At 61.9% G+C, this 25,568-nt stretch carries 19 protein-coding genes; 13 read left to right on the plus strand and 6 right to left on the minus strand.

Going from position 1 to position 25,568, the window contains the following annotated elements:
* Positions 1-48: 48 nt before the first annotated feature.
* On the plus strand, positions 49-1,227 hold the full coding sequence (nhaA, locus tag MAIT1_RS17495; protein WP_085444832.1) for a Na+/H+ antiporter NhaA: 1,179 nt from the start codon (positions 49-51) through the stop codon (positions 1,225-1,227).
* Positions 1,228-1,306: 79 nt separating this feature from the next.
* Here nhaA and MAIT1_RS17500 read toward each other — a convergent pair whose 3' ends face one another.
* Positions 1,307-2,659, minus strand: a complete 1,353-nt coding sequence (locus MAIT1_RS17500; RefSeq protein ID WP_085444833.1) for a TrpB-like pyridoxal phosphate-dependent enzyme — start codon at positions 2,657-2,659, stop codon at positions 1,307-1,309.
* Between the two features lie 647 nt (positions 2,660-3,306).
* On the opposite strand from MAIT1_RS17500, the gene ppdK reads away from it, so the two are divergent.
* A complete protein-coding gene (gene ppdK / locus MAIT1_RS17505; protein WP_085444834.1) occupies positions 3,307-5,970 on the plus strand; it encodes a pyruvate, phosphate dikinase in 2,664 nt (887 codons plus the stop codon).
* 363 nt (positions 5,971-6,333) lie between these two features.
* On the opposite strand, the gene MAIT1_RS17510 is transcribed toward ppdK, so the two are convergent.
* From MAIT1_RS17510 to MAIT1_RS17530, 5 genes are all read right to left on the minus strand, one after another.
* On the minus strand, positions 6,334-6,765 hold the full coding sequence (locus tag MAIT1_RS17510; protein WP_085444835.1) for an NUDIX hydrolase: 432 nt from the start codon (positions 6,763-6,765) through the stop codon (positions 6,334-6,336).
* A gap of 135 nt (positions 6,766-6,900) precedes the next feature.
* Complete coding sequence (locus MAIT1_RS17515) at positions 6,901-8,103, minus strand: L,D-transpeptidase family protein (RefSeq protein ID WP_158089592.1); 1,203 nt, start codon at positions 8,101-8,103, stop codon at positions 6,901-6,903.
* 56 nt (positions 8,104-8,159) lie between these two features.
* Positions 8,160-9,566, minus strand: coding sequence for a tetratricopeptide repeat protein (locus tag MAIT1_RS17520; RefSeq protein WP_085444837.1), 1,407 nt, complete (start codon positions 9,564-9,566; stop codon positions 8,160-8,162).
* Positions 9,567-9,746: 180 nt separating this feature from the next.
* On the minus strand, positions 9,747-10,490 hold the full coding sequence (locus MAIT1_RS17525) for a hypothetical protein (RefSeq protein ID WP_085444838.1): 744 nt from the start codon (positions 10,488-10,490) through the stop codon (positions 9,747-9,749).
* Between the two features lie 15 nt (positions 10,491-10,505).
* Positions 10,506-11,237: an MlaA family lipoprotein gene (locus MAIT1_RS17530; RefSeq protein ID WP_143814910.1), complete on the minus strand. Its 732-nt coding sequence runs from the start codon at positions 11,235-11,237 to the stop codon at positions 10,506-10,508.
* A gap of 372 nt (positions 11,238-11,609) precedes the next feature.
* Between MAIT1_RS17530 and MAIT1_RS17535 the strand changes: the two genes are divergently transcribed.
* From MAIT1_RS17535 to MAIT1_RS17585, 11 genes are all read left to right on the plus strand, one after another.
* Complete coding sequence (locus tag MAIT1_RS17535) at positions 11,610-12,221, plus strand: Tgt2/MlaC family protein (RefSeq protein ID WP_158089593.1); 612 nt, start codon at positions 11,610-11,612, stop codon at positions 12,219-12,221.
* 160 nt (positions 12,222-12,381) lie between these two features.
* Positions 12,382-13,116 (plus strand): hypothetical protein, encoded by a 735-nt coding sequence (locus tag MAIT1_RS17540; protein WP_085444841.1) that lies wholly within the window; start codon positions 12,382-12,384, stop codon positions 13,114-13,116.
* 3 nt (positions 13,117-13,119) lie between these two features.
* Positions 13,120-14,289, plus strand: coding sequence for a glycosyltransferase (locus tag MAIT1_RS17545; RefSeq protein ID WP_143814911.1), 1,170 nt, complete (start codon positions 13,120-13,122; stop codon positions 14,287-14,289).
* A 21-nt stretch (positions 14,290-14,310) separates the two neighbouring features.
* Entirely contained in the window at positions 14,311-16,230 is a 1,920-nt protein-coding gene (gene asnB, locus MAIT1_RS17550) for an asparagine synthase (glutamine-hydrolyzing) (RefSeq protein ID WP_085444842.1), read from the plus strand.
* Complete coding sequence (locus MAIT1_RS17555) at positions 16,230-17,894, plus strand: heparinase II/III family protein (RefSeq protein WP_085444843.1); 1,665 nt, start codon at positions 16,230-16,232, stop codon at positions 17,892-17,894. The genes asnB and MAIT1_RS17555 overlap by 1 nt, the downstream gene beginning before the upstream one ends.
* Positions 17,895-17,912: 18 nt before the next feature.
* Positions 17,913-19,133 (plus strand): glycosyltransferase family 4 protein, encoded by a 1,221-nt coding sequence (locus MAIT1_RS17560; protein ID WP_085444844.1) that lies wholly within the window; start codon positions 17,913-17,915, stop codon positions 19,131-19,133.
* 21 nt (positions 19,134-19,154) lie between these two features.
* On the plus strand, positions 19,155-19,937 hold the full coding sequence (locus MAIT1_RS17565) for a YdcF family protein (protein ID WP_085444845.1): 783 nt from the start codon (positions 19,155-19,157) through the stop codon (positions 19,935-19,937).
* On the plus strand, positions 19,937-20,974 hold the full coding sequence (locus MAIT1_RS17570) for an MraY family glycosyltransferase (RefSeq protein WP_085444846.1): 1,038 nt from the start codon (positions 19,937-19,939) through the stop codon (positions 20,972-20,974). Before MAIT1_RS17565 ends, MAIT1_RS17570 begins: the two co-directional genes overlap by 1 nt.
* 245 nt (positions 20,975-21,219) lie before the next feature.
* Positions 21,220-23,400, plus strand: coding sequence for an SPOR domain-containing protein (locus MAIT1_RS17575; RefSeq protein ID WP_158089594.1), 2,181 nt, complete (start codon positions 21,220-21,222; stop codon positions 23,398-23,400).
* 353 nt (positions 23,401-23,753) lie between these two features.
* On the plus strand, positions 23,754-24,911 hold the full coding sequence (locus MAIT1_RS17580; protein ID WP_158089595.1) for an outer membrane beta-barrel protein: 1,158 nt from the start codon (positions 23,754-23,756) through the stop codon (positions 24,909-24,911).
* 76 nt (positions 24,912-24,987) lie between these two features.
* Positions 24,988-25,521 carry a polysaccharide biosynthesis/export family protein gene (locus MAIT1_RS17585; protein ID WP_158089596.1) on the plus strand — a complete coding sequence of 178 codons (534 nt, stop codon included), beginning with the start codon at positions 24,988-24,990 and terminating at the stop codon, positions 25,519-25,521.
* The last annotated feature ends 47 nt before the right edge of the window (positions 25,522-25,568 follow it).

Raw genomic sequence — 25,568 nt, forward strand, 5'->3', positions numbered from 1 at the left:
GTCGGGCGCCTGTGTCGGGTTAATCACACGCCATTTTGGGAAGGGTCTATGAACGCCGCCATCAAGCATCTGCTGCATAATCCCGCCGCCAGTGGAATCTTTATCTTCCTGGCCGCTGTGGCCGCCATGGGGGTGGAGAACTCCGCCTGGAGCGGCATGTACAACGATTTTCTCAACATTCCGGTGGCGGTGCAGTTCGCCGAGTTGAAGATCGCCAAACCCTTGCTGTTGTGGATCAACGACGGCTTGATGGCGGTGTTCTTCCTGTTGGTGGGGCTGGAACTGAAACGGGAGTTCCTGGAGGGAGAGCTGTCACAACCGGCTAATGTGGTGCTGCCCATCGCCGGGGCCATTGGCGGCATCGCCATGCCAGCGGCCATCTATGCAGGCATCAATCACGCCGATGCGGCGGCGCTGCAGGGATGGGCCATCCCCACCGCCACCGACATCGCCTTCGCGCTTGGCATTCTGGCGCTGCTGGGATCCCGCGTGCCGCCAGCGCTGAAACTGTTCCTGCTGACTCTGGCCATCATCGATGACCTGGTGGCGATCATTATCATCGCGCTGTTCTACACCAGCGACCTGTCGGTGGGCTCGTTGCAGGTGGCGGCGGTGGGCATCGGCGTGCTGGTGGCGATGAACCGTCTGGGGGTCAAAGGGGTCTCCGGGTACGGACTGGTGGGGGTGGTGCTGTGGGTGGCGGTGCTCAAATCCGGCGTCCACGCCACCCTGGCCGGGGTGGTGCTGGCGTTCGCCATCCCCATGCACGGCGACGAAGGCGAACCGTCTCCCCTCAAACAGTTGGAGCATGATCTGCACCACGTGGTGGGGCTGGGCATTCTGCCGCTGTTCGCCTTCGCCAACGCCGGGGTCTCGCTGCAGGGAATGTCAGTGACGGATCTGCTCTCACCGGTGCCGTTTGGCATCGCCATGGGGCTGTTTTTGGGTAAGCAGATTGGCGTGTTCGGCTTTGTCTGGCTGACGGTGCGCACCGGCCTGGCCAAACTGCCCGAGGAGATGCGCTGGCCGCAGCTCTATGGCCTGTCGCTGTTGTGCGGGGTGGGCTTCACCATGAGTCTGTTCATCAGTTCGCTGGCGTTTGAGCATGGCGGCGCTGCGGGCGCCCCGGATATCGGCCCGGCGCGTCTGGGCATTCTGGGCGGCTCGATTCTGTCGGGACTGCTGGGCTTCATTCTGCTGCGTTTGACGCTGCCTAAGCATCGTTAACAGACTGTGAATCAAAACAGGAAAAAGGGGCGGAATCTCTTCCGCCCCTTTTTTATTGCGCGTCTGGTTGATGGCGGGGTTATCCCACTTTCGGCAGGTGGCTCAAGGCGTCCTTGATGGCCTGCTCGGGGTAGGCGTAGTTCTCCAACTCACCGGCAAAGAATTTGTCGTAGCTGGCCATGTCGAAGTGGCCGTGGCCGGAGAGGTTGAACAGGATTGTTTTGGCCTCGCCGCTCTCTTTACAGGCGTTGGCTTCAATGATGGCCCGCGCCACCGCATGGCACGACTCCGGCGCCGGAATGATCCCCTCGGCGCGGGCGAACTGCACCCCGGCCTCAAAGGTGGCGAGCTGCGGGATGCCGTGGGCCTCAACGATGCCCTCCTTGACCAGTTGCGACAGCAGCGGCGAGTCGCCGTGATAGCGCAGACCGCCTGCATGGATGCTGGGGGGCATGAAGTCGTGGCCCAGGGTGTACATCAGCATCAGCGGCGTCATTCCCACCGAGTCGCCGAAGTCGTAGGCGTAGTGACCGCGGGTGAGGGTGGGGCAGGAGTCGGGCTCCACCGCCACCAGCCGCACCTCCTTGCCCGCCGCCTTGTCGGCCAGGAACGGAAAGGCGACGCCTGCGAAGTTGCTGCCGCCGCCGCAGCAGCCGATGACGATATCCGGATATTCGTCGACCTTGGCCAACTGCTTCTTGGCCTCCTGGCCGATGATGGTTTGGTGCAGGCAGACGTGGTTGAGCACCGAACCCAGGGAGTAGCAGGTGTCCGGGTTGCTGGCGGCCACCTCCACCGCTTCGGAGATGGCCAGACCTAGCGATCCCGGATTGTTGGGGTCGGCGGCCAGCGCCGCCTTTCCGGCCTGGGTGTGGTCTGTGGGGCTGGCGTAGACCTTGGCCCCCCAGGTCTCCATCATGGAGCGGCGGAATGGTTTCTGCTGATAGCTGACCTTGACCATGTAGACGGTCACGTCCAGGCCGTACATCTGCCCGGCCAGGGAGATGGAGGAGCCCCACTGCCCGGCGCCGGTCTCGGTGGTGAGCTTCTTCACCCCCGCCATCTTATTATAATAGGCCTGCGGCACGGCGGAGTTGGGTTTGTGCGAACCGGCCGGACTCACGCCCTCATATTTATAAAAAATCTTCGCCGGGGTGCCGAGCGCCTTCTCCAGTCGGTGCGCGCGAAACATCGGCGACGGACGCCACATGGTCAGCACCTGGCGCACCTCATCGGGAATCTCGATCCAGCGCTCCTGGGCCATCTCCTGTTGGATGATCGGCTCGCAGAAGATGGCGCTCATGGCGTCCGGGGTCACCGGATTGCCATCGGGTCCTAAGGGCGGCGCCGGCGGATTGGGCATGTCGGCGGCGACATTATACCAATGGGTGGGCATCTCCGACTCTTCCAACAAAATTTTCGTCTGTTGCATGGTTGCCTCATAGGTGATTGTCAATAATTGCGCACAAGTTCAATCGCTTGCCTGTGCAGGCAAGCGGCAAAATGGGGCGTGCGCGTGTTTCAATTTATAACCACAGTAGACGATTTCATGCGGAAAATGAATGGCCAACGCAACCTCCGTAAAATAGAGGAGGTTGTTCCATTTGTGGCGGCTCGGATTGCCTCGTGCGCCAGAGTGGTGGGAAGAAAACGCCTTGACCTGCGCTATGCCAAGCGCCACTCTCATCGTTTAAGGAAACGTTGATAAAGGCGCCCCCTAATAAGCAAATGCTGATGAAGGGAGCAAATTTTCGCGTGCTGGATAGCGTGCTTAAGTTGACTGTGCGCAAAGAACAGAAAACTCATGTAGATGTGATCCAAAGCACAAATTAGAGGTTACATATTGAGAATTTTTGTGCTATCCAAGGTAGGCTTATGAATCAGTGATGGCAATACTGCCCGTGCGGGATGACAATGACGCCCGGGATGCAGTCTATTGCGCGCCTGCTCAGTTTCAGGCGCGTTGTGACGACGAGGCCCTATCCGCCTCCGTCGTCACAAGATGGAAAGGTATTGATAGCAAAGAGTCATTTGTTCCCTCTTTCAGACCCACTGACACCCAGCAGGAAAGAGCACGCGATGGATCAAACCAAGTTCGTCTATTTTTTCGGCAACGGCCAGGCTGACGGCGACGCCTCCATGAAGAACCTCTTGGGCGGCAAGGGCGCCAACCTGGCGGAGATGACCCGCCTGGGCGTTCCGGTCCCCTCCGGCTTCACCATCAGCACCGAAGTGTGCGGGCTCTACCTGGCTCAAGGCGGCTATCCCGCCGGGCTCAAGGAGCAGGTTGCGACCGCTCTGGGTAAAATGGAAGAGGCCATGGGCGCCACCTTCGGCAGCGCCGAAAACCCGCTGCTTCTGTCGGTGCGCTCCGGCGCCCGCGTCTCCATGCCGGGTATGATGGACACCGTGCTCAACCTGGGCCTCAACGACACCACCGTTGAGGGCATGATCTCCCGCACCGGCGACGCCCGTTTCGCCTACGACTCCTACCGTCGCTTCGTCACCATGTACTCCGACGTGGTGTTGGGCGTGGCTCACCATCACTTTGAAGAGATGATCAACGCCAAGAAGGCGCAAGTCGGCAAGAAGATGGACACCGAGATGTCCGCCGACGACTGGAAAGATCTGGTTGGTCAGTTCAAGGCCAAAGTGCAGCAAGAGACCGGCAAGCCCTTCCCCGAATCCCCCGAAGATCAACTCTGGGGCGCCATCGGCGCGGTGTTCAACTCCTGGAACATCCCCCGCGCCATCGTCTACCGCAAACTGAACGACATCCCCGAAGAGTGGGGCACTGCGGTGAACGTGCAGTCCATGGTGTTCGGCAACATGGGCGAAGATTGCGCCACCGGCGTGGCCTTCACCCGCGACCCCTCCACCGGTGAGAATCGCTTCTACGGCGAATACTTGGTCAACGCTCAGGGCGAAGACGTGGTGGCCGGCATCCGCACGCCGCACCAGGTGACCATCGAAGGCAAGAATCGTCAGGATTCCGACCTCGCCGCCATGGAAGAGGAGCTGCCCGAGCTGTATAAAGAGCTGTATGCCGTCCAGCAGCGTCTGGAGAAGCATTACAGCGACATGCAGGACATCGAGTTCACCATCCAGCAGGGCAAACTGTGGCTGCTGCAGACCCGTAACGGCAAGCGCACCGCCAAGGCCGCGCTGAAGATCGCCGTGGACATGGTCAACGAAGGCATGATCGACAAGCAGACCGCCATCATGCGCGTCGCTCCCGACACCCTCGACCAACTGCTGCACCCCATGCTCGACCCCAAAGCCGATCGCACCGTGGTGGGCAAGGCGCTGCCCGCCTCCCCGGGCGCGGCCACCGGTATGGTGGTGTTCAACTCCGATGACGCCGAGAAGTGGGCCGAAGAGGGCAAAAAAGTCATGTTGGTGCGTGACGAAACCAGCCCCGAAGATATCCACGGCATGCACTCCGCCCAAGGCATCATCACCGCCCGCGGCGGCATGACCTCCCACGCCGCCGTGGTGGCGCGCGGTATGGGTCGCCCCTGCGTCTCCGGCTGCTCCGAGCTGCACATCAGCGGCAACAGCTGCAAGATCGGCAGCCTGGAGGTCAAAGAAGGCGACTGGCTGACCATCGACGGCTCCACCGGTGAGATCATGCAGGGCCAGGTGGCCACCATGGATCCCGAGCTGTCCGGCGATTTCGCCACCTTCATGGAGTGGGCTGAAGAGATCGCCCGCATGAAAGTGCGCACCAACGCCGATAACCCCGAAGACGCCCGCACCGCGCGCAACTTCGGCGCCCAAGGCATTGGTCTGTGCCGCACCGAACACATGTTCTTCGGCGCCGAGCGCATCATCAACATGCGCGGTATGATCCTGGCCGAGAACGACGATGATCGTCGTAAATCCATCGCCAAGATCCTGCCTTACCAGCGTGAGGACTTCGAAGGCCTGTTCCGCGAGATGAAGGGCTTCCCCGTCACCATCCGCTTGCTGGATCCCCCTCTGCACGAGTTCATCCCCCACGATGAAGAGGGCCAGCAAGAGGTGGCCGAATCCACCGGCATGCCGCTGGAGAAGGTCAAAGCCCGCGTCGAGAGCCTCAAAGAGTTCAACCCCATGCTGGGCCATCGCGGCTGCCGCCTGGGCGTGAGCTACCCCGAAGTTTACGAGATGCAGGCCCAAGCCATCATGGAAGCCGCCTGCCATCTAGTGAAAAACGAAGGCTACACCATCATCCCCGAGATCATGATCCCGCTGGTGGGCGTTGTCTCCGAGTTGAAGCTGCTGCGTGAGAAGTGCGCCGCAGTGTGCGAAAAGGTGATGCAAGAGAACGGCGTCAAGCTGGAGTACATGATCGGCACCATGGTGGAGCTGCCCCGCGCCGCCGTCACCGCCGACCAGATCGCTGCGGAAGCTGACTTCTTCTCCTTCGGCACCAACGACCTGACCCAAACCACCATGGGCATCTCCCGCGACGATTCCGGTCCATTCCTGAAGGAGTACGTGGACAAGAACCTGCTGCCCAAGGATCCGTTCGTGAGCATCGACCAGGTCGGCGTTGGCGGTTTGGTGCGCATGGGAGCCGAGAAGGGCCGCTCCACCAAGCCGGGCCTGAAACTGGGTGTGTGCGGCGAGCATGGCGGCGATCCCGACTCCATCGGTTTCTTCGAGACCGTGGGTCTGGACTACGTCTCCTGCTCCCCCTACCGTGTGCCCATCGCCCGTCTGGCGGCGGCTCAGGCTGCGGTGAACAACAAGAAGTGATTTCCTGCCTGTGGCAGGGGGCGCCCGCACAGGAGGCGCCCCCTGCACATAGGGTTGGAACGCATAAAAAAAGAGAGTCCAATTTGGACTCTCTTTTTTTATGTGCGGACGCAGTGAGCAAGCGATATATGGTCATGCTCAAGCAAAAAACGGCACAGAGCAGCCAATGTTTGCGTGACGCAGGTAAAGCTTGCGCTGACTATTGGCCGCCGACTGGTCGGCGGCGGGATTCTTAAGGGGCCGCGCCCCTTAAGCGGGTGTGGGCGGAGCCCACGGTTTGTTTTTTTGGGAGCTCGAGGGCAAAGCCCTCGATATCTTTTCTATCCAGAACCGCTCATGACCAATTTTGAATTCGACATGAAGTTAGGGGGCGGGCCAGCCCAGATGGCAGGTTTGGGTGATCATCTCGTTGTAGGCCAAGTCGCCATTGAGGGCCAGTTGGCGAAACTGCTCCTGGGTAAACCAGTCAATCTCCAGCAATTCGCGGGTCAGGCATTGCGCCTGGCCGGAGAATGCGCGGCTCAGGTAGACGAAACCGATGTGCGGCGCCCGCTGTTCCAGGAAGGTGACAACGTCCACCTGTCGCCATTCTGTGAGACTGACGCCAATCTCCTCTTTGACTTCCCGTAGCAGCGCTTGCTCCAGCCCTTCGCCGGCATCGACAAATCCGCCTGGCAGCGCCCATTTGCGCCAACGGTGGTCGCGATAGGCCAAACGTCCGAGCAGAAGACGCTCTTCGCCAGCGCTGTGATCCATAATCAGAGCGTGTGCGGAGACGGTGGGACGCGAGAGCATGGATCCTCCTTGCCAGCCACTGGGCGACGAACGGTCCCTATCGGCGTTGGCGTCATCAGCCCAAGGGCGCGTTGAGATCGTTGCACATCAACACGCCATGAACACTCTTGCAAACCGAATAGCGCCAATTGAGCCTTAGCCAATGTTCTCGTAGACAATGCGCCATGGCCCTTTGCCACCTTCCTGGCGCCAGTACTGACGTCGCAAGCGCCAATTCTGGCCACCGCCGCGAGCAGTGGACTCGGTAAACGTGACCACCACCATGGGGTCTTTTCCAGGATAGTGCAGAATGCTCGGATCAGACAGCGTAAACGCCTTGCGCGACCACTGTTTTATATCGCCGCGCAGAACATTGCTCCAGCTTTTGAAGTCATTGCTCTGATTATTGAATTTACGCGAATAGTGGGTCAGAAGCCGCTGAATGTCGCCGCTGCTCAAGTCCCGACGCCACTGCTCTACCTGGGTCTGAATACTCTGACGCCGCGCCAGCCACTCCTGTTTGGAGACCCAGTTCAGACGCGGGCTCAGCACCACCGGCGTGCCGATGCCCGCCAAGCGCTCCAGATCCTGGAAGTCGAGATTGGTCAGCGCCACACAGCCATCGCTGGCGCGGGGAGGGCGGCTATAGGTGTCAGACGGGGTGCCGTGCAGCCAGATCCCATAACCCGTGCGCTTATTGAGGCGATCCCATTCATTGGGGTAGTTGAGCGGCAAGGCGCCAGCGCCATAGAGGTCGGGCAGGGAGTCGCCGGTGAGATAGTCGGTGATGTAGTAGAGTCCCACCGGGGTCTTTTTGTCGCCGCGTCGCCGCTTATCCGCGCCGTTCTTGCCGGACGAAGAGTAGTAGCTGGCGATCAGCTCCGGCGCCCCGTCATGATTGCGAAACAGATACAGGCGCGCTTGGGTCAGATCCACGGCAATGGCGTGGGCGCTGCGGGTAGAGAGCATCAGCAGTTCGGCGGGCATGCTGCCCGCAGGCGGCTGATGCTGCAGGTGACGCAGGCGCGCCAAGGCTTCTGCTTGCAGATCGGCGATATCCGGGTCGCGCCCGCTGGCGGGAATGTTGCCAAACCCTTTGAGCATCTGCGCCTGGGCGGTGAGAAGATCGCCATAGATCAGTTGCGCGACGCGGAAGTCGGGTTTTTTACGGGTAAGAACCTCAAATGTGGCCAGAGCGCGGGTAAAGTCGCTGTTGGCGATGGCCGCCATCCCCTGTTGAAACAGCGCGTCAAACTCCGAGATGCGCTCCTTGTGGGGGCGGATCGCCGCTTGCGCCGAAGAGGCTGCTTGTGCTGGGGGGGTGAGGCAAAACAGCATCAAAGCACACAGGATGCTCACGTTCGCCAAGCGGCAAGCAGACGTTATGAATGTGGCGCGCTTGGGAAACACAGGCGTCATCCGCCGGAGAGTTCGCGTACGATTTTCCACTGCTCGTCCTGTTTTTCCAGTAGCAGGAGTTTTTTCACCTGATCGCGATAATTATAAGAGCGATACGTCTGCACAAAGGTTGCGCGCTTGCGTCCGTTGGGCGCGTCGGAGATCTCAAGGTCAGAGACCTCAACGCTGATTTTCCCCGGTTTGCTCAGACGATTGCGGCGCGTCTTTTCCCAGGTGGCGCGGCTGCGGCCGCGACTGGGACGAAAATTCTCACCGTAGCTATTGAGGTAGGTTTCAACATCCTTCCGCGCCCACGCTTTGGCCCAATTGTGCACCGCTGCGCTGGCTTCATCATCCTGGGGGGGGTGAGCTGGCGCGTCTTGAGTGGGGGCGGCAGCCATCACGCGCACAGGGGCGGCTTGGGTCTCTTGTGCTTCCTCTCGCCGTGTCATGGGCGGCGCCACGGTATGTTTCTCTGGGGCGGCAGGCTCTTCAACTTGAGGCGGAGGAGGAGGCGGCTGAAGCGGGCGCGCCGGAGCGGCGGCGGCCAGTTGTGCGCGTTTGATCTGTTCGGCGCGGGCTTGCGCTTCCGCTTCCAGTCGAGCTTGGCGCTCCTGCTCCAACTGCTTGCGCAGTTGTGCGGCTTGTTGCTGTTTGAGGGTCTCTTTGGCCAGTTGTTTCTGCTGTTTGGCCAATTCAGTCTCGGCCTGGGTGGCGCGGGTCAGTAGATCCTCCATACGGGATTCGGCTTCGGCGCGCTTGCGGCTCTCTTCACGCATGCGCGTTTGCGCGGCGGTGAGAGCCTCTTTGGCTGCGTTGGCTTCATCCTGGAGCTTTTGCGCCTCCTCTTGGATGCGGCGCATCTCCTCCTTTTGCGCCAGCATCTCCGGCGACGGCTGCGCGCGCTCGCCTTGCTCTCGCAAAGTGTTGGGTTTGGTCACCAGAGCCAATTTCGCGCTATCGCTCTGCGGCGTCTCCATCTTCAACGCGCGGCTGTAGGCTTGCGCGGCCAGCTTGCCGTAGATATCGCGCAGGTTCTGATGCGCGGTGGCGTAGCTGGGGTGGGTTTTGATCGCTTTGAGCAGAGATTCGCGCGCCAGGTCGAACATGCCCTGATTGGCGTACAGTACCGCCAGATTGTTATATGGCTCCGGCAGGTCAGGACGCTCCACGGTCAGGTCGTGGAACTGTTTGATGGCGCCGGTGAAGTTGCCTTGGCGTGTGAGGATCACCCCTTTGAGGAAACGCGCTTCCACATCGCTGGGACGAGATTTGAGCAGAGCGTTGACGGCGCCCAGGGCGTCATCCAGTTGCTGCCTGTCCACTTGTCGATAGATGGCGTCCATGGCGGCGTCGGCCCGCACCGGTGTGGGTATGGCCAGAAGCAGCGTCATCAGGAGGGTAAGGCGAAGAAAACGCATCATAACAGAGTCATCAAGGCTCTTGCGTTGAGATGAGAAGCGCAGGTGGCGCCAGCGGCGCGACAGGCGACAAAATAATTGAAGGCGGATTATAGCATTGTGACGCTGGGGGGCGGCAAGGCTACGAATGGGCTTTTGTCAGATTCTTGTTGCAAATGCGGGTTGCGCGCGCAAGTTCTGCGCTCAAATCGGCAGAAATACCGAGGAGGCGATGAACTGTAACGCCTGTTTGATGGCGCGTTTGGTCTTCTGCGCCACGATCTGCGCCAGGAGGTCTTGAATGACGATGATTTTTCCGGCCAAGCGCTCAAAGCTCAGATCCTGGTTGGTCTCAAGGGAGCCGGGCTCATTGGAGAGCAGATAGAGATCGCCCGACTCAGAACGCATGTGGGTCAGCTTCCAGAAGGCGATCTCCAGGTTGCGCGCGCTATTGTAGAGTTTTTGCGGGTCCAGGGAGTTGAGATCAAACAGGAAAAACTCGGTTTTGTTCTCGTAGGAGGCCATCAGCATGCCGCCGATTCCGGCGGCGAAGGCGAACACCCGATCGCCTTCGTAGCTTTCGCGAAACGCCAGATGGATCGCTTCGACGCCCACTGCGCCATCCAGCTCTTGGAAACGCCATTGATGGCTTTGGGGGTTGTCGAACAGTTCGTCGACGCGCTCCTGCCAGCCGTCGGCGTCGGTTTTGCGCCATTCACGGGGGTTGCGCCAGTAGAGCTTCTGGGTCATCTCGCGCAGGTGGTTGAACAGGGCGCGCTGCAGCGTCTCCACCATGATGTCGACGTCGCCTTTGGCGATGTCGGAGAGTTCAAACGCGGATTTCTCGTCACCCCACTCCGGGGCAGTGAGCTGATTGCTTAGGCAACCGCTTAGTAGAAGAGCAGCGCACGTCAGCAGGGCGGCGAGAAGGCGGGCGCGCACAGACATGTACCAGAGGCGAGCTTAGTTGGCGATCTGGTTGCTGCGCAGCTTCAGGTAGCCGTCGCGCAGCGACAGGTAGGGATCCAGCGCAGCGCTCTTGAGGTCTTCATACTCGCCCAGGCGCAACGAGGTGTCGTTGACGATCTCCACCGAGCGCGCGCCAACCCGGGTCCAGGTTTCGATGTCGCCGTAGTTGATGGGCTGCAGGAAGGCGTCTCCCACCAGACCGACGGTGTCGCGCAAGGTGGAGGCGCCCAGCAGGGGCCACACCAGATAGGGCGAATCGCCCACGCCATACACGCCCAGGGTCTGGCCCAGGTCTTCCCGGTTGGAGGTCATGGCGAAGGTTTCGCCGGCCACGTCAATGAAGCCCAGTAGGCCGATGGTGGAGTTGATGCAGAAGCGGGCGGCTTCAGTCAGCGCTTGGGAGCCTTTGCCCTGTAGCAGCGCGTTGACGAAGTAGACCGGTTGGGTCAGGTTGTCGAACACATTGTGCACGCCCTGACGCAGCTCCAGCGGCAGCACTGCGGCATAGCCGGTGGAGATCGGTTTGAGGGCCCAGAAATAGAGCGTGTCGTTGACGCCGAACATCAGACGGTTCCACCCCTCCAGCGGATCGGAGACGGTGGGGGCGGGCGCAGCAGAGGCCCACAGGTCGGCGCTGGGGTCGGCCTCAGTGGCCAGAGCCTGGCGGGCGCTGAGGGCCCAGGTCAGGGTGATTGCCAACAGGAGGGTGCGCAGGGTGGAAGCCATCGGTGTTCGCCTTGCAAGCCGCCAGGGGCGGCAAAGTGTTGGGATGAATGCGTCTCGACATGACCGCTTCATTCTAAAAGCGGCTGCGCATTTTGCCCCATATTGGCCGATTTTTCAATTGAAAGCAATTGTTCGCGCAAGCGCCTGACGTGTTGCGGCTTGAGCAATAGGTGGGCCGGGTAAGCGCAAATCTGAGGCTATTGGCTCTATACCAATGGCGCCAAACCTGGACGAGTCTGTAAGAATTGACTAAATTGTACGTTTGGGTTGTTTGGATTGTCATGGCTTTGGCACAGAATCGGGTTAGCAAAGATGAAACGGTTGCTCAATGCATCAATTTTTTGTCGTCTTGGCGTGCACATGGGGCGTCGGATGTTTCTGTTGGCGGGCGCTCTGGCGTTGGGATTGGCGCTGACGGCGCCGGCGCACGCCAGTGACGCAGCGGCCACCCGCGCCATCCAGAAGGCGATCAGTGACGCCGTGGCGCTGCTGAAGAATCCTGAATACACCGGTCAGGAGAAGACCGCCGTACGTCGCGAGAAGCTGCGAGAACTGCTCTATAGTCACTTTGACTTCGCCACCATGTCGCGCGGCGCATTGGGCGCCTCCTGGGCCAAGTTCAGCGCTGAGCAGCAGCAGCGTTTCACCCATCTGTTCCGTCGCTTGCTCGAGGAGTCCTATCTGGACAAAATCGAGGGCTATGAGGGCAAAGGGGTGGAGTTCGCCGCCGAGCGCAAGCTCTCCGATTATGTGATTGAACTCGACAGCAGCGTGGATGCCGCCGGGCAGACTTTGAAAGTGGTCTACCGCTGCTTCAAGAACGCCGAAGGTTGGAAGGTGTTTGATATCGTGTTTGAAGGGGTGAGTCTGATTGGCAACTATCAGCCTCAGTTCGCTCACCTGATGCGTGGCGGCGACGCCGAATTTCTCCTTGAGAAGCTGAGCAAGAAGGTCAAATCCATCGACGCGGCCTCTGCTGGATAAACTGTGCCGAGCCTCTGTCTGGGCTATGAGAGAAGCGGGCTCCTTAGGGAGTCCGCTTTTTTTTATGGCTGTTTGGCGTCGCTATATGGCTGTACTGGCCGTCACAGACTGGTATGCTGAAACGGGCGTTGGCTGGGACGCCTCAAGCGGGGGCGAAGGGATGATCTTTCTGGATTTTGACGGCGTGTTGGCGGATTCGGCGCGGGAGGTCTACGTGTGCGGCGCCTGCACCCACGATCCGGCGGCGGCGCAGGCGCTGCGCGCCTTGGCGCAAAGCGCGGCGGCGCAACGTTTTTGTCGTTTGCGCTATTTGGTGGATGACGCGCTGGATGCGGCTTTGCTGGCCCCATTGGCGCAGGAGGTGGACGCCGACTGGCAGCCGGAGGCGATCGAACAGCGTTTGCGCGCCGCGCGCGACGCTTTGGACACTGAAGCGCAGGCGCGCCTGACGGAGCGCTTTTTCCAAATGCGCGCGCAGTTGCGCGATGGCGACATGGACGCGTGGCTTGCGCTGACGCCCGCCTACCCCTTTGTCGCCATGATTCGCGCGCAGATCCACGCCGCGTCGGAGCGGTTTCATATCGTCACCACCAAAGATGGCTCCAGTGTGGCGGCGCTGCTGGAGTCCTATGATCTGCAACCGCTTGTTCCCTCTATCGCCGACGCCAGCAGCTATCAGGCCCATGGCGATAAACGCGCGGTGATCGAATCGATCATGGCCGCGCGCGGCGCCCAAAGCGGTCTGTTTCTGGATGATAACCGCGCCCACCTGAGCGCGTGCGAAGGCGCGGCGGGGTTGGATCTGGCGCAGGCGGGCTGGGGCTATGTGCGGCCTGGCGAGGGCGGGCTGCAGATGGAACAGGCCGCGCAGATGATCGCTCAACGGCTGACTTGATCGATGGACGCTGACGGGATCTCCTTGCGCGTGGCGCATGTGTTGCCGCGCATTGGCGATCAGGCCAGCGGTCCGTCATATACCGTGCCGCGCCTGTGCCAAGCGCAGGCCCAGGCTGGGGCCCAGGCCACTCTGCACGTGCTGGCGGAGCGGCGTCCGGCGCCCGCCGTGGGGTGCGCATTGCATCGTTATCCGCTGTTGACGTCGTGGCTGGAGTGGTTGGGGCTCGCTCCCGCTATGGCGCGCGGGCTGCGCCGCTTTGCCGCTGATCTGGATTGGGTGCATAACCACAGTCTGTGGATGTTGCCCAATGTTTACGCCGGGCGCGCGGCCACGCGGGCGGGCTGTCTGTTGGCGGTGTCGCCTCGGGGTACGTTGAGCCAGCGCGCTCTATCCATCTCTCCCATGAAAAAGCAGTTGATGTGGCGGCTGGCGCAGCGGGCGGCCATCGCCCCGGCGGCGCTGTTCCACGCCACCAGCGCCGCCGAGTGCGCCGATATCCGCCGCATGGGCTTCACCGCGCCGGTGGCGATTCTGCCCAACGGCGTGGAGATCCCGTCGTTGCTGGAGAATGTGCAACACTCCGCCCTGCAGGCGCACAGAAAGCTGCTGTTCCTGGGGCGCATCCATCCGATTAAAGGGCTGCCGGATCTACTGCGCGCGTGGCGCGGCGTTCAGGATCGATTTTCAGACTGGGAGCTGGAGATCTGCGGGCCCGACGATGGCGGCCATCTGGCGCAGTTGCAGGTTCTGGCGGCGCAACTGGGGATTGCGCGGGTCAGCTTTTCGCCGCCGCTGTTCGATGCCGATAAAATCGCTGCGTACCAGCGCGCCGATCTCTACATCCTTCCTAGCCATTCGGAGAACTTCGCCATGACCGTGGCCGAAGCGCTGGGGGCGGGAACGCCAGTCATCGTCTCGCAAGGCGCGCCGTGGTCGGCAGTGCAGGAGCAGCGTTGCGGGTGGTGGACGCCGGTGGGCGAGGCGGGGGTGGCCGCGGCCTTGCAACAGGCTCTGGCGACGCCCTCGATGCAGTTACGTGAGATGGGGCGGCGCGGACGTGACTGGATGCAGCGCGACTTCGGCTGGGACGGCATCGCCCGGCGCATGCTGGCGTCCTACGCCTGGGCGCAGCATGGCGGGACAAGACCGCCTTGGATTCATCTGGACTGAACGGGATCGGATGCGCGACGGATGTGCGGCATAGCGGGGATATTCGGCGGCGGGGCGGAGGCGGCGCGGCGCGATGTGGGCGTCATGATCGATGCCATGGCCCATCGCGGGCCGGACGGGCAGGGGGTGGTTGACCTCACCCCTGCGGGCGGCGCGCTGGCGTTGGGCCATCGACGGCTGGCGCTGCTGGACCTGAGCAATGCGGGTTTGCAGCCTATGCTCTGCCCCGATGAAGCGCGGAACGCGGCGCCGCCGCGCGGCTGGCTGGTGTTCAATGGCGAGATCTATAACCACCTTCAATTACGCCGCCAGTTGCATGGCGAAGGGGTGCGGTTTGTCAGCGGCAGCGACACCGAAACCCTGATGTGGGCGCTGGCGCGCTGGGGCGAGGCGGCGTTGAGTCGACTGCAGGGCATGTTCGCCTTCGCCTGGTGTGACCTGCGCGCGCAAACTCTTCTGTTGGCGCGTGATCCGCTGGGGATCAAACCGCTCTACACGGCGCAGCAGGCGGGGCGCATGGGGTTTGCTTCCGAAGCGCGGGCGCTGCGCGCGGCGGGGTTGGGAGGCGGCGGGATTGATCCGCGCGCATTGGCCTCTCTTCTGGCTTATGGCGCGGTGGCCGAGCCGTTGTGCGCCGTGCCCGGCGTAGACGAGCTGGAGGCGGGCCATGCGCTGCGTCTGGATCTGACCAAGATCCCCGCTGAGGCGCTGGCGCTGGCGCGGCGCTGGCGTTATGCGGCATCGCCCAAGGCGCAGGCGTGGCGCGATCGTGAGCAAGGGGTGGCCGCCGCCGCGCAAGCGCTCGAGGCGTCCGTGGCGGGGCACTTGCTGGCCGATGCGCCGGTGGGGCTGTTTCTCTCCAGCGGTTTGGATAGCGCGGCGCTGGCCACGCTGTGCGCGCGCGCCGCGCCCAACACCCACGCCTTTACCATCAGTATCGCCAGCGCCGGTGAGCGGGATGAAGCGCCCATTGCCCGCGCCTGCGCCGAGGAGCTGGGGCTGCCGTTCGAGGCCATCACGCTGACCGACGCTTTCGTGGAGCAGCGCGCTTTGGGCTTCTTCACCGCGCTGGATCAGCCCGGTTGGGATGGGCTGAACACCTATCTGATCTCCGAGGCGGTGCGCGAGCGCGGCATGAAGGCGGCGCTCTCCGGAGTGGGCGGCGATGAGCTGTTCGGCGGCTACTCCGGTTTCCGCACGCTGCCCAAACTGCGCTGGCTGAGTGGTCTGCTGCGCAACTTGCCCGCCGCTGTGCGCAACGCCATCGCCAAACGGCTCTATCCACACCCCGAGCAGGCGGCGCGGCGGGAAAAATTGAGCGAACTGTTGGCGGCGGGATTGGATGTGCAGGCGTTGACCCTACGCTCGCGGCGCCTCTTCTCCGACGCTCAGTTGCGCGCTTTTGGCCTGGGCGAGGCGCTGTCGACGTTGGATGCGCAAGCGCTGCCTGCCGAGCGCTGGGCCGATGCGCCGTTGGAGGAGGTCTGCGCCGAGATCTCCCGGGTGGAGAGCCGCTACTACATGGGCAACACCCTGCTGCGCGATGCCGATGTGATGAGCATGGCTCACAGTCTGGAGATTCGCACGCCGTTTGTGCATCAGCCGTTGGTGGATGTGATCGCCAGCATGCCGGGGCGTTGGCGACGGCCGGAGAAGGGGCGCAATAAGCCTCTGCTCATTGATGCGGTGGGGGCGGATCTGCCACGCCGTCTGCTGGGGCTGCCCAAGAGCGGTTTTACTCTCAATCAGGACGCCTGGATGCGCGGACCGCTGCGCGCGCCGTTCGAGCAGTGGATCGATGCGCTCAAACACAGCGGCGCGCTCAATCCGACTCTGGTGGAGCATGAGTGGCGCGCCTTTTTGGACTCCTCGCCCCAGTCGGGGCAGTGGTCCCGCGCCTGGATGCTGGGGGTGCTGGGCGCGTGGCTGGCGACGGCGTGATGGGACGACTGCGACAACTGGGGCGCACATGGCGCACGGCGCGCCATCTGCGGCTGCGTCAGCTCTGGTTTACTGTGTGGCGCCGTCTGCGCCCGCCGCGCCCGAATCTGACGCGCCCCTATCCCTCTTTGCGTCCGCTGGTCATGGGGTGGACTCCTGGCGCGCCGCCGCCGGTGAGCTTGATCGGGCCGGATCGCATGGATCTGCTGGGGGTGGCGCGGCGCATCGATTCGCCTGACGTCTGGAATGATGCGCGAATCCCCAAGCTCTGGCTCTACCATCTGCACTATTTTGAAGATCTGATTGCGCCTGACGCCGCTGCGCGGCGAGGCGAGCAAATCGCCCTGTTGGCGCGTTGGATTGCAGAGAATCCGCCTGGGGTTGGCAATGGCTGGGAGCCCTATCCCATCTCCCTGCGGCTGGCCCATGTGGTCGCCTGGGTGCTGGGCGGCGCGCCGTTGTCGGAGACGCTGCACGCTTCGTTGTCGGTTCAGGCGCGCATGCTGGCGGCGTCGCTGGAGTGGCGCGTGGATGGCAACCATCTGCTGGCCAACGCGCGCGGGCTGCTCTTCGCTGGGGCGCTATTGGGCGGCGAGGAGGGCGATGGCTGGTTGGCGCAGGGGATGGCGTTGTGGAATCAACTCCTGGCCGAACAGATTCTTCCCGATGGTGGCCACAATGAACGTTCGGCGGCCTACCATGCGGTCATCCTGCGCGATCTGCTGGATCTGATTCAACTGTTCGAGCGCGTTGTGCCCCATGCGCCAGTCACGGCCCCATTGGATATGTGGCGGCAAACGGCGGCGCACATGCTGGATTGGTTAGCGGCCATGCGTCACGGCGATGGACTGATCATGCAGATGCAGGACGCCACCCTGCATGGCCCGCCAACATATGACGCCCTGTGCGACTATGCGCATCGGGTGGGCGTGTCGACGCCACTAGCCAGTGAGGCGGCGGCGCGCCACTTTGCCGATTCCGGCTATGCGCGATTGCAGATCGGCGCGGCGCGCCTGTTTATGGATGTGGGCGCGGTGGGCCCGGCGCATCAACCCGGCCACGCCCATGCCGGAACGCTGGGCATTGAACTCTCTCTGGGCGCGCAACGTTTGTTGGTGGACTGCGGCGTGAGCGAATATGGCGAGAGCGCCGAGCGGCTGCGCCAGCGCGGCACGGCGGCGCACAACACCGTCTGCGTGGCCGACGCCGACTCCTCTGAGGTGTGGCGCGGTTTTCGCGTCGGCGCCAGGGCGCGGGTTTTTGACGTCAGCGTCATAAAACAGGAGGGCAAGGCCATGGCCAGCGCCTGGCACGATGGCTATGTGCGCCTATCCGGCTCGCCGCGCCACGCCCGCTATGTGCGTCTGGAGGCGGGCAGCGTGATCATTCATGATCGCGTCATCGGCGCCTATACCCATGCGCAGGCGCGATTTTTATTGCATCCTGCGGTGACGTTGGAGGTCGATGATGACGGCGTCGGCGGACGCTGGCGCTGGCCCGGCGGCGTCGGGCGTTGGCGGATCGAGCGTGGCGCGGCGACAATTGAAGACGCGACGTGGCATCCCGACTTTGGTTGTGTGCGCCCGACCCAACGGCTCTGTGTGACGCTGGCGGAGCAGGAGTCGCGGGTTTGGTTTGGGTGGGAATCATCCCAATACGCTTGAACGGCGCGGGATAACGGCATGCGAATTCTGTTTCTCAGCGATAACTATCCCCCGGAGACCAACGCGCCCGCGTCGCGTCTGTCGGAGCATGCGCGCCACTGGATCGACGCCGGCGCCGAAGTGCGCGTGCTCACCACCGCGCCCAACTTTCCGGCGGGGGTGATCTTCCCCGGTTACGACAATCGCTGGTGGCGGCTGGAAGAGATGGACGGCGTGCAGGTGGGCCGGGTCAAGACCTATGTGACCGCCAACTCAGGCTTTCTTAAACGCACCCTCGATTATATCTCATTTGGCGTGGCGGGTCTGTTCGCCGGACTGTTGCAGCCGCGACCCGACGTCATCTGCGCCACCACGCCGCAATTTTTCTGCGCCCTGTTCGGTCTGATCCTGGCCAAACTTCGCCGCGTCCCTTTCGTGCTGGAGTTGCGTGATCTGTGGCCCGAGTCCATCCGTGTGGTGGGGGCGGTCAAGCACGACTGGATGCTGCGTCCATTCGAGTGGCTGGAAACGCTGCTCTATCGCTACTCCGATCGCATCGTCACGGTGACCGAATCGTTCGCCAAACGGCTGATCGCGCGCGGCGTGGATCCGAACAAAATCGATGTGGTGATCAATGGCGTGGAGTTGGATCGCTATGCGCCGCAGCCCCGTGACGCCGCCCTGGCCGCCGAGGCCGGGACCAGCGACCGCTTCGTGGTGGGTTACGTGGGCACACATGGTATGGCCCACGCCCTGGACAATGTGCTGGCGGCGGCGGCGCTGTTGAGGCCTGACGAGCCCATCACCTTTCTGTTGGTGGGCGATGGCGCGCGGCGGCAGGCGTTGATGGAGCAGGCGCAGCAACAGGGGTTGAACCATGTTGCGTTCCTTCCACCGCAGCCCAAGGCGCGCATGCCTGCGGTGTGGAGTCTGTGTGATGTGGCTTTGGTGCATCTGAAGGATGATCCGCTGTTTGAGACCGTGATCCCCTCCAAGATCTTCGAGGCTATGGGCATGGGGTTGCCGCAAATATTGGCGCTGCCCCAGGGCGAAGGGGCGCGTTTGGCCCTGCAGGCGGGGTGGGGGTGTGGGTCCCGCCGCAGAACCCCCAGGCGTTGGCCGATGCGGCGCGCGCGCTCTACAAAGATTCGGCAAAGCGCCAATCGCTGGCCGACGCCGCCATTGCGGCGGCGCCGGGATTCAGTCGCAAACGTCAGGCGTTGCGCATGCTGGATGTGCTGCGCAACGCCGCCGGTTTGAGCGACTCGCGGTGAGAGCGGCGTGACGCTGTACAAGACGCTCATCGTATTTGTGCACCCGCTGGGTGGTCTGCTGCTGCTCATGGCGCTGGGCGCTCTGTTACGGGTTTTGCCCTGGAGGCGCGGGCGGCGCTGGGGCGGGACGGCGCTGCTGCTCAGTTGGGCGGCGTTGTGGGCGCTCTCCACCCCGGCGCTCTCCAGTCGCATGCTCTATGTCTTGGAGTCCCGCTATCCGCCGATGGCCATCGAGTCGCTGCCCGCCGCCGATGTGATCGTGGTGCTGGGCGGCTTTGTGCGCCCGCCGCAAGGCTTGCGTCTGCAAGCGGAATTGAGCGGCGCTGGGCAGCGCTTGTTGCATGCCCACCGACTGTTCCAGGCGGGTAAAGCCCCGGTTATCCTGCTCTCTGGCGGCGCGATTCAGTGGCGTGGTCATGAGCAGTCCGAGGCGCTGTTCATGGCGAACATCCTGCGCGACTGGGGCGTGCCTGAGTCGGCGATTCATGTGGAGGCAGGCAGTCGCACCACGGTAGAGAACGCCATCAACAGTGGGCGGTGGATGCGCGATCATGACGTCAAACGGGCCCTGCTGGTGACTTCGGCGCTGCATATGCCGCGCGCGTTGGCGGCATTCGCCAAGCAGCAGACCCAGGTGATTCCCGTCAGCGCCGATCTACTCAGCGACGATGTGACGCAGGAGCTGTTATTGATCGATTTTCTGCCCGATGCCGAGGCGCTGACCAACAGTTCGCGCGCGCTGCATGAGTGGCTCGGTTTGGCGTGGCGCGCCGTGCGAGGAGGGATCTGATGTTGATGGACTTTCTCATCGCCCTGGCGGCGACGCTGGCGAGTCTGGAGGCGTTGCGCCGGATTGCGCCGCGCCTGGGGTTGATGGATCGCCCCGACGCGCGCAAACGTCATGCGGTTCCCACCCCGTTGGTGGGGGGGCTTGCGCTCAATATTGGCGTGTTCGTCGGCTGGTTGTGTGATCCCGCTCTGGTCGCCGATCCCGCTGTGCAATCGCTGATGCTGGGAATGGGCGCGCTGCTTATCGTCGGCGTGTGGGACGATCGCCGCGAGCTGAGCGTGCGGGTGCGTTTTTTGACCCAGATCGGCGCAGCGGCGGTGTTGATCGTGTGGGGAGATGTCACCGTACGCCAGTTGGGCGATCTGGTGGGCGTGGGCTTAATCGAGCTGGGTCCGCTGCATGGGCTGTTTACCGCCATCTGTGTGGTGGGGGTGATCAACGCCCTGAACATGGTGGATGGTTTGGACGGGCTGTCGGGCTCGCTGGCGCTGGTCTCTCTGTTGACCCTGCTGGCTTTGGCGATGACGGCGGGGCAGGCGCAGGACATGCGCGTGATCGCGTTGCTGCTGGGCGGAGTGGTGGGCTTCTGGCTCTACAATGCGCGTATTTTTGGCCGTTCCCGCGCGCTGGTCTTTATGGGCGATGCGGGCAGTATGGTGTTGGGACTGGCGCTGGCTTGGCTCACCATCCATATGACCCAACAGACGCCTGCCGCCATGTCGGCTTCCTCGGCGTTGTGGGTGGTGTTGGTTCCGCTGGTGGATATGTTCAGCTCCCTGTTCCGGCGTCTGAGTGAGGGGAGTAAGCCTTTCGGCGCCGATCGACGTCACTTTCACCACTGGCTGCAAGCCAATGGATTGTCGGTAAACGCCACGGTTTTGACCATGAGTGCGCTGGCCGTGTTGGGCGGCGCCGCCGCTTTCTGGGGCGACGCCTCGGGCGTGCCCCAGTGGGTTCGCTTCGTGGCGATCAATCTGCTCTGCTTTGTCTACTTCTTGAGCGTGCGGCGCTTTTGGCGCGCGCGTGGCGACGCTTAATGCCGCTTTGCCAGCACTTTCCTCCTCTGCGCCGGTTTTGTTTGTCGGTTTGACATAATCGCGGCGCACACTTTGCACAATCCTTGCAAACACAGCGCTATCCCCATCCGTAACGACGGTTTTTTGCGACTTGCGGAGGGCAAACCGTCACACATCAAGCGACGTGAAGATCGCGTGGATCGAAGTCATATAGGTGCTTAGCCATGCAAAATGCCGGAAGGATGCCGGACCGAGTCATGATAGGGATGTTGCTGGCCTGGGCGCTCACGCTCCTGGGGCTGAACGCCGCCCATGCCGCGCCCACGCGCAAACCCGCCTATATCACCAACGCCTATTTCTCCAGCTCCCTTGAAAAGACATCGGAAGGGGTGCGCCCTGGACCGGTGGTGAGCGTGTTGCCCGCCAACGCCGATGGCGTGGCCGGATACTTCATCATGGACGCGGTGCTGGTGAAGCCTGGCAGCCATGTATTCGAGGTGGAGATCCTGGATGAAAAGCGGCTGAAAGTGGCCACCATGGCCTATGACCCCGTGGAGGCCAGCGGCGAAGACTATATCTACACTGTGGTGGGCTCGGTGGCGGGGGCGTTCCCCCAGGGCTGGCTCCACTTTGAGGTGTATGACCGCGTCGACGGCGGCGCCGCCATTCATGTGAGCAGCCACGCCATCATGACCCGTGATCAAGAGCGTCTGGCGCCGGTGGAAGAGCCGCAGACTCGCCAAGCGCGCGCCGAAGAGCCGGTGCAAGAGGCGTCTCCCAGTGAGGAGGAGGCCCAGAACGATTCCACCGGGTTGCTGGATGACGACGTGGAGCGCTGGCTGCGCGCCATGGAGCAGGGGTGGACGCCGCTGGATGAGCAAGAGGCGCGTCTGAGCGCCAAATCTGAACAACCGGCCAAACGCAAACCCTCCCCCGCAGCGGCTGCGCCGCGTCAACTGCCTGAGCCGCCGCCCGCCGCCGAATCCGTGCGAGAAGCTGCGCGCGAGCCGGAGCAGGCCTCCAAACGGGATGCGGCGCGCGCCGCAGCCGCGCAGGCTCGAGCTGAGGTTGCCGAGCAGGAGCAGATCGCCCCGCAAGTCACTCGCCTGAAGGATGGTTTGTCCTACGTCTCCTTGGGTGTTTTTGGACGCAAAGAGAACGCCGAGCGTCTGCTGGCGCGCATCGAGGCGCTGGAGCTTCCGGTACACATTCAAAGCGACGAGCAGGGTGACAAAACCCGCTATCGCGTGGCGGCCGGCCCGTTTGAGAGTCGTGACCACGCCAAGCGCATGGCGCGAGTCATCGCCGACACCGCCAATTTGAAAACCACTGTGGAGGCGCCGCGCGTCGGCGCCCGCAGCGTCAAGCCGGTGATGCGCAGTGGCGAAACCGTCTATGTGATCGGACTGGGCTCATTCTCCAATCCGGAGAATGCGCGCCGCGTGTTGTCGCGCGTTCAGCAGATGGCGGTGACCGCCTTTACCCAAGAGGCCGAAGACAGTGGCCGTCACTTCACCCGTGTGTTGGCGGGGCCTTTCCCGGATAAACCGCGTGCGAAAGCGATGGCGCAGAGCTTGTTCGAGCGTCTGAAGTTGTGGCGGCGCATCCCAGGCGTGCGTGCGGTCGCCGCCGCCTCCCTGGGTGACGATTTGATGGCGGAGAGCGCAGTCAGCAGCGTCAGCGAGCCTATTGAACATCAGTCCAGCGCCAAGCTGACGACCGAGCGGAGTCCTTCGCCAACGGTCCAGGAAGTGGCGTCGTCTGCGCGCAAGGCGGTGGTGCATGTTGCGGCGTTTTTGCATCAGCAGGACGCCGACGCGCTGGAGGATAAACTGGTGATGCAGGGATTGACCGCCTATCAGCGCACTTCGCGCGCTCCTGGCGGACGTCGTCTGTATGAGATCATGGTCGGTCCGTTTGACAATTTGGAGCAGGCGCAACGCGCCGAGCGCCGCGTGCGTCAGATTAGCGGCGTGGCCGCTACCGCTCAGTGGGAACGCGGCGGCTCTGCGCGTCGGGTCGAGTCAAGGGCTCAGGCCTCCCGTATGACGGGGAATCATATGACGCAGCCGGTCGCCACTCAGGCCGTTAAAGTGATCGAAACCCCCAGCGCTGACCAGCAAGATGCTCAGGATAGCGGATTGTTTAGCGAAACTGGGCGTCAGGATTACACGGTTTATGTCGGCTTCTTCTCCAACTACGACAACGCCGTGCGCCTGGCTGGACAGATTGAAAAACTGGGCTACCGGGCGATGCACTCGCCTGTGCGCGTGCGTGGCCGGGAGATGACCAGCGTTTGTGTGGGGCCATTTCGCGCCCTGCAGGATGCGCGCAGCGCCGCCAAAGAGGTGGTGGAGCGCACGGCGGTCGCGCGCACAGAGATTCGTGACGCCAGCTTTTCAGGGCGTAAAGAGGGGTGCGGCGCCGGTGAGCCGGTGGAGCGATAGTGACGGTGTCAGCGTATTCAGAGGCGGAAAAGTATGCCTCTAGATCAGTCGTATTCTGGCGGCTCTGCGTTACATCTGTTTGAATTGTCAATCATTTTGAAGTTAGTGAATAAATAAAATGCTTTTAAAACAAACACATATTTAAATTAATAGGGAGTTTGGAAACCTGTGCTTCTGATGGTACATGAGTTGCATAGTTTCTGGTGTGGAATCATGTTGCTCAGTAGCTATGAGGCATGCTGTGTAGCAGATGGGCAGACGGTGTGGGCGCAATTGGCCCAGCCAGTCTGTATCAACAGCGTCATGGGTTGACAGGAATCGGAATGTCGCAATGCGCTCAACATAGGCCCGCCATGCTTCTGCCGAAGACCGGTGCGGCGCTCTTCCTGCTGATGCTTATCTGGAGCGTCATGGGGGAGTTGTGGGCCGAAAGAAGTCCGCGCGGCATTCCCGTGGGGATCTTCCGTCTGCGCCCGCAAGTGACGATCAATTACGCCTATGACGATAACGTCTATAAGACAGCCTCCAACAAAGTCTCCGATCAAAAAGTTACGATTACGCCGGTGCTGCAAGCTGTGACGCACTGGAAAAAAGTGACTATGACCGCGTCCCTCTCCAGCACCATCACGAAGCATTTGAAAGAGGAGCAAGAGGACTTTGATGATCATGTCTTGACGGTTGGGGCCAAGTTCTCCCCTTCAAAGCGTCTGGAGTTTGACGTCGATGGTCAGCTCGCCTACAAGCACGATAGTCGCGGCACTGCAGCGGCCAGCTCCCTGTCGGTGAGCGAATCCCCTGAGCAGTGGCTGCATTACAGTGGCTCTGTCAAAGCGCAATATACGCTGAACCGCATCCGCACCATTGTCAGCGCCCAGCACAGCGTGGATGATAAATCCACCTATGGGAAGTATTGGAACGATGTCTCCCTGGGCATGATGTTCGCGCTGGCGCCCAAGACCTCCATCGTCACCGAAGGGACCTGGCGGCGCTATGTCTATGATGACGCTTACGCCAGCCGTGACGGCGATGAGCATGGCGTGATGGCGGGCATGACCTGGGCGGGTTTCGGACAGACGAGCGGCTCCTTAACCGCCGGTTGGAAAGGCAAGTCCTACAGCAACGGGGCAATCGCCGATAAGAATGCGTATGTGATGAGCGGTGAGGTGCAGTGGAATCCCCGCAAACGCACCAACCTGAGCCTCTCGCTGTCGCGTGACTTTGAAGAGGGCGACGCCACGGACTCTTACTACATCTCGACGACCGGGGATCTGGCTCTCAACCATAAACTGCGCTCCTTCCTCAATCTGTCAGCCAATGTGGGCTATTCCATTGATGATTATATGGCTGGTCAACAGGATGACACCCTCAGCAGCGGTATCGGCTTATCGTATGATTTCAAACGCTGGTTGACGCTGTCTGCCGATTACAGCTACAAACAGAAAAATTCCTCTGTCGCCACTAGCGACTACAGCAGCAATGAGTATATGCTCAAATTGAGTAGCGGGCTGTAACGCAGATCCCTCTGTGATTCGAGGTTTCCACAGTACAACGAGGTGCAGGATGAGAACGGCTAATTGGGCGCTGAGAGTGTTCGCGGCGCTTGGTTTGCAGTTGATCGCCATCTCCGTTTGCATGGCTGAGGCCGCGCAGGACACGCTGCGCACCGGCTATCACCTGGGTCCTGGCGACGTCATCCAGATCGATGTCGCTGAAGAGCCGGAGATGAGCGTGAAGGCGCGCATCCAAGCGGATGGCAAAATCTCCTATGCTTTTGTTGGCGAAATTTTGGCGCAAGGCCTGTCGGTCAAGCAGTTGGAAAAGAAGATCTATGACCGGCTGATCGATGGTTACCTGAAAAATCCCAAAGTCAGCATCTCCGTGCTGACCTACCGCATGTTCTATATCAATGGCGAAGTGAGCTCCTCTGGCGGGTTCGCCTATCAACCGGGTTTGACGGTGCGCAAAGCCGTGGCTTTGGCGGGTGGTTTCACCGAGCGCGCCAATGAAGACGGCGTGACCGTGATTCGCGGCAGCGATCCCGAGCAACAGCAGCGGCGCATCGCCTTGGATAGTCCTGTGTTCCCCGATGACATTCTCACCGTTCCCGAAGGGTTTTGGTAAGACGCTATGGATAAGACGGGCTCACCCCTCTTCACGAACAAAGAGGA

The organism is Magnetofaba australis IT-1, from assembly GCF_002109495.1.
Taxonomy (GTDB): Bacteria; Pseudomonadota; Magnetococcia; order Magnetococcales; family Magnetococcaceae; genus Magnetofaba; species Magnetofaba australis.

Bases quoted from the DNA above. Each gene is read 5' to 3' on its own strand.
- nhaA (WP_085444832.1), top strand. From the start codon at position 49: ATGAACGCCGCCATCAAGCATCTGCTGCATAATCCCGCCGCCAGTGGA.
- MAIT1_RS17500 (WP_085444833.1), bottom strand. From the start codon at position 2,659: ATGCAACAGACGAAAATTTTGTTGGAAGAGTCGGAGATGCCCACCCAT.
- MAIT1_RS17570 (WP_085444846.1), top strand. From the start codon at position 19,937: ATGTTGATGGACTTTCTCATCGCCCTGGCGGCGACGCTGGCGAGTCTG.
- asnB (WP_085444842.1), top strand. From the start codon at position 14,311: ATGTGCGGCATAGCGGGGATATTCGGCGGCGGGGCGGAGGCGGCGCGG.
- MAIT1_RS17510 (WP_085444835.1), bottom strand. From the start codon at position 6,765: ATGCTCTCGCGTCCCACCGTCTCCGCACACGCTCTGATTATGGATCAC.
- MAIT1_RS17535 (WP_158089593.1), top strand. From the start codon at position 11,610: ATGTTTCTGTTGGCGGGCGCTCTGGCGTTGGGATTGGCGCTGACGGCG.
- MAIT1_RS17520 (WP_085444837.1), bottom strand. From the start codon at position 9,566: ATGATGCGTTTTCTTCGCCTTACCCTCCTGATGACGCTGCTTCTGGCC.
- MAIT1_RS17560 (WP_085444844.1), top strand. From the start codon at position 17,913: ATGCGAATTCTGTTTCTCAGCGATAACTATCCCCCGGAGACCAACGCG.
- MAIT1_RS17580 (WP_158089595.1), top strand. From the start codon at position 23,754: ATGCTTCTGCCGAAGACCGGTGCGGCGCTCTTCCTGCTGATGCTTATC.
- MAIT1_RS17525 (WP_085444838.1), bottom strand. From the start codon at position 10,490: ATGTCTGTGCGCGCCCGCCTTCTCGCCGCCCTGCTGACGTGCGCTGCT.
- MAIT1_RS17555 (WP_085444843.1), top strand. From the start codon at position 16,230: ATGGGACGACTGCGACAACTGGGGCGCACATGGCGCACGGCGCGCCAT.
- MAIT1_RS17545 (WP_143814911.1), top strand. From the start codon at position 13,120: ATGGACGCTGACGGGATCTCCTTGCGCGTGGCGCATGTGTTGCCGCGC.
- MAIT1_RS17530 (WP_143814910.1), bottom strand. From the start codon at position 11,237: ATGGCTTCCACCCTGCGCACCCTCCTGTTGGCAATCACCCTGACCTGG.
- MAIT1_RS17575 (WP_158089594.1), top strand. From the start codon at position 21,220: ATGTTGCTGGCCTGGGCGCTCACGCTCCTGGGGCTGAACGCCGCCCAT.
- MAIT1_RS17540 (WP_085444841.1), top strand. From the start codon at position 12,382: ATGATCTTTCTGGATTTTGACGGCGTGTTGGCGGATTCGGCGCGGGAG.
- ppdK (WP_085444834.1), top strand. From the start codon at position 3,307: ATGGATCAAACCAAGTTCGTCTATTTTTTCGGCAACGGCCAGGCTGAC.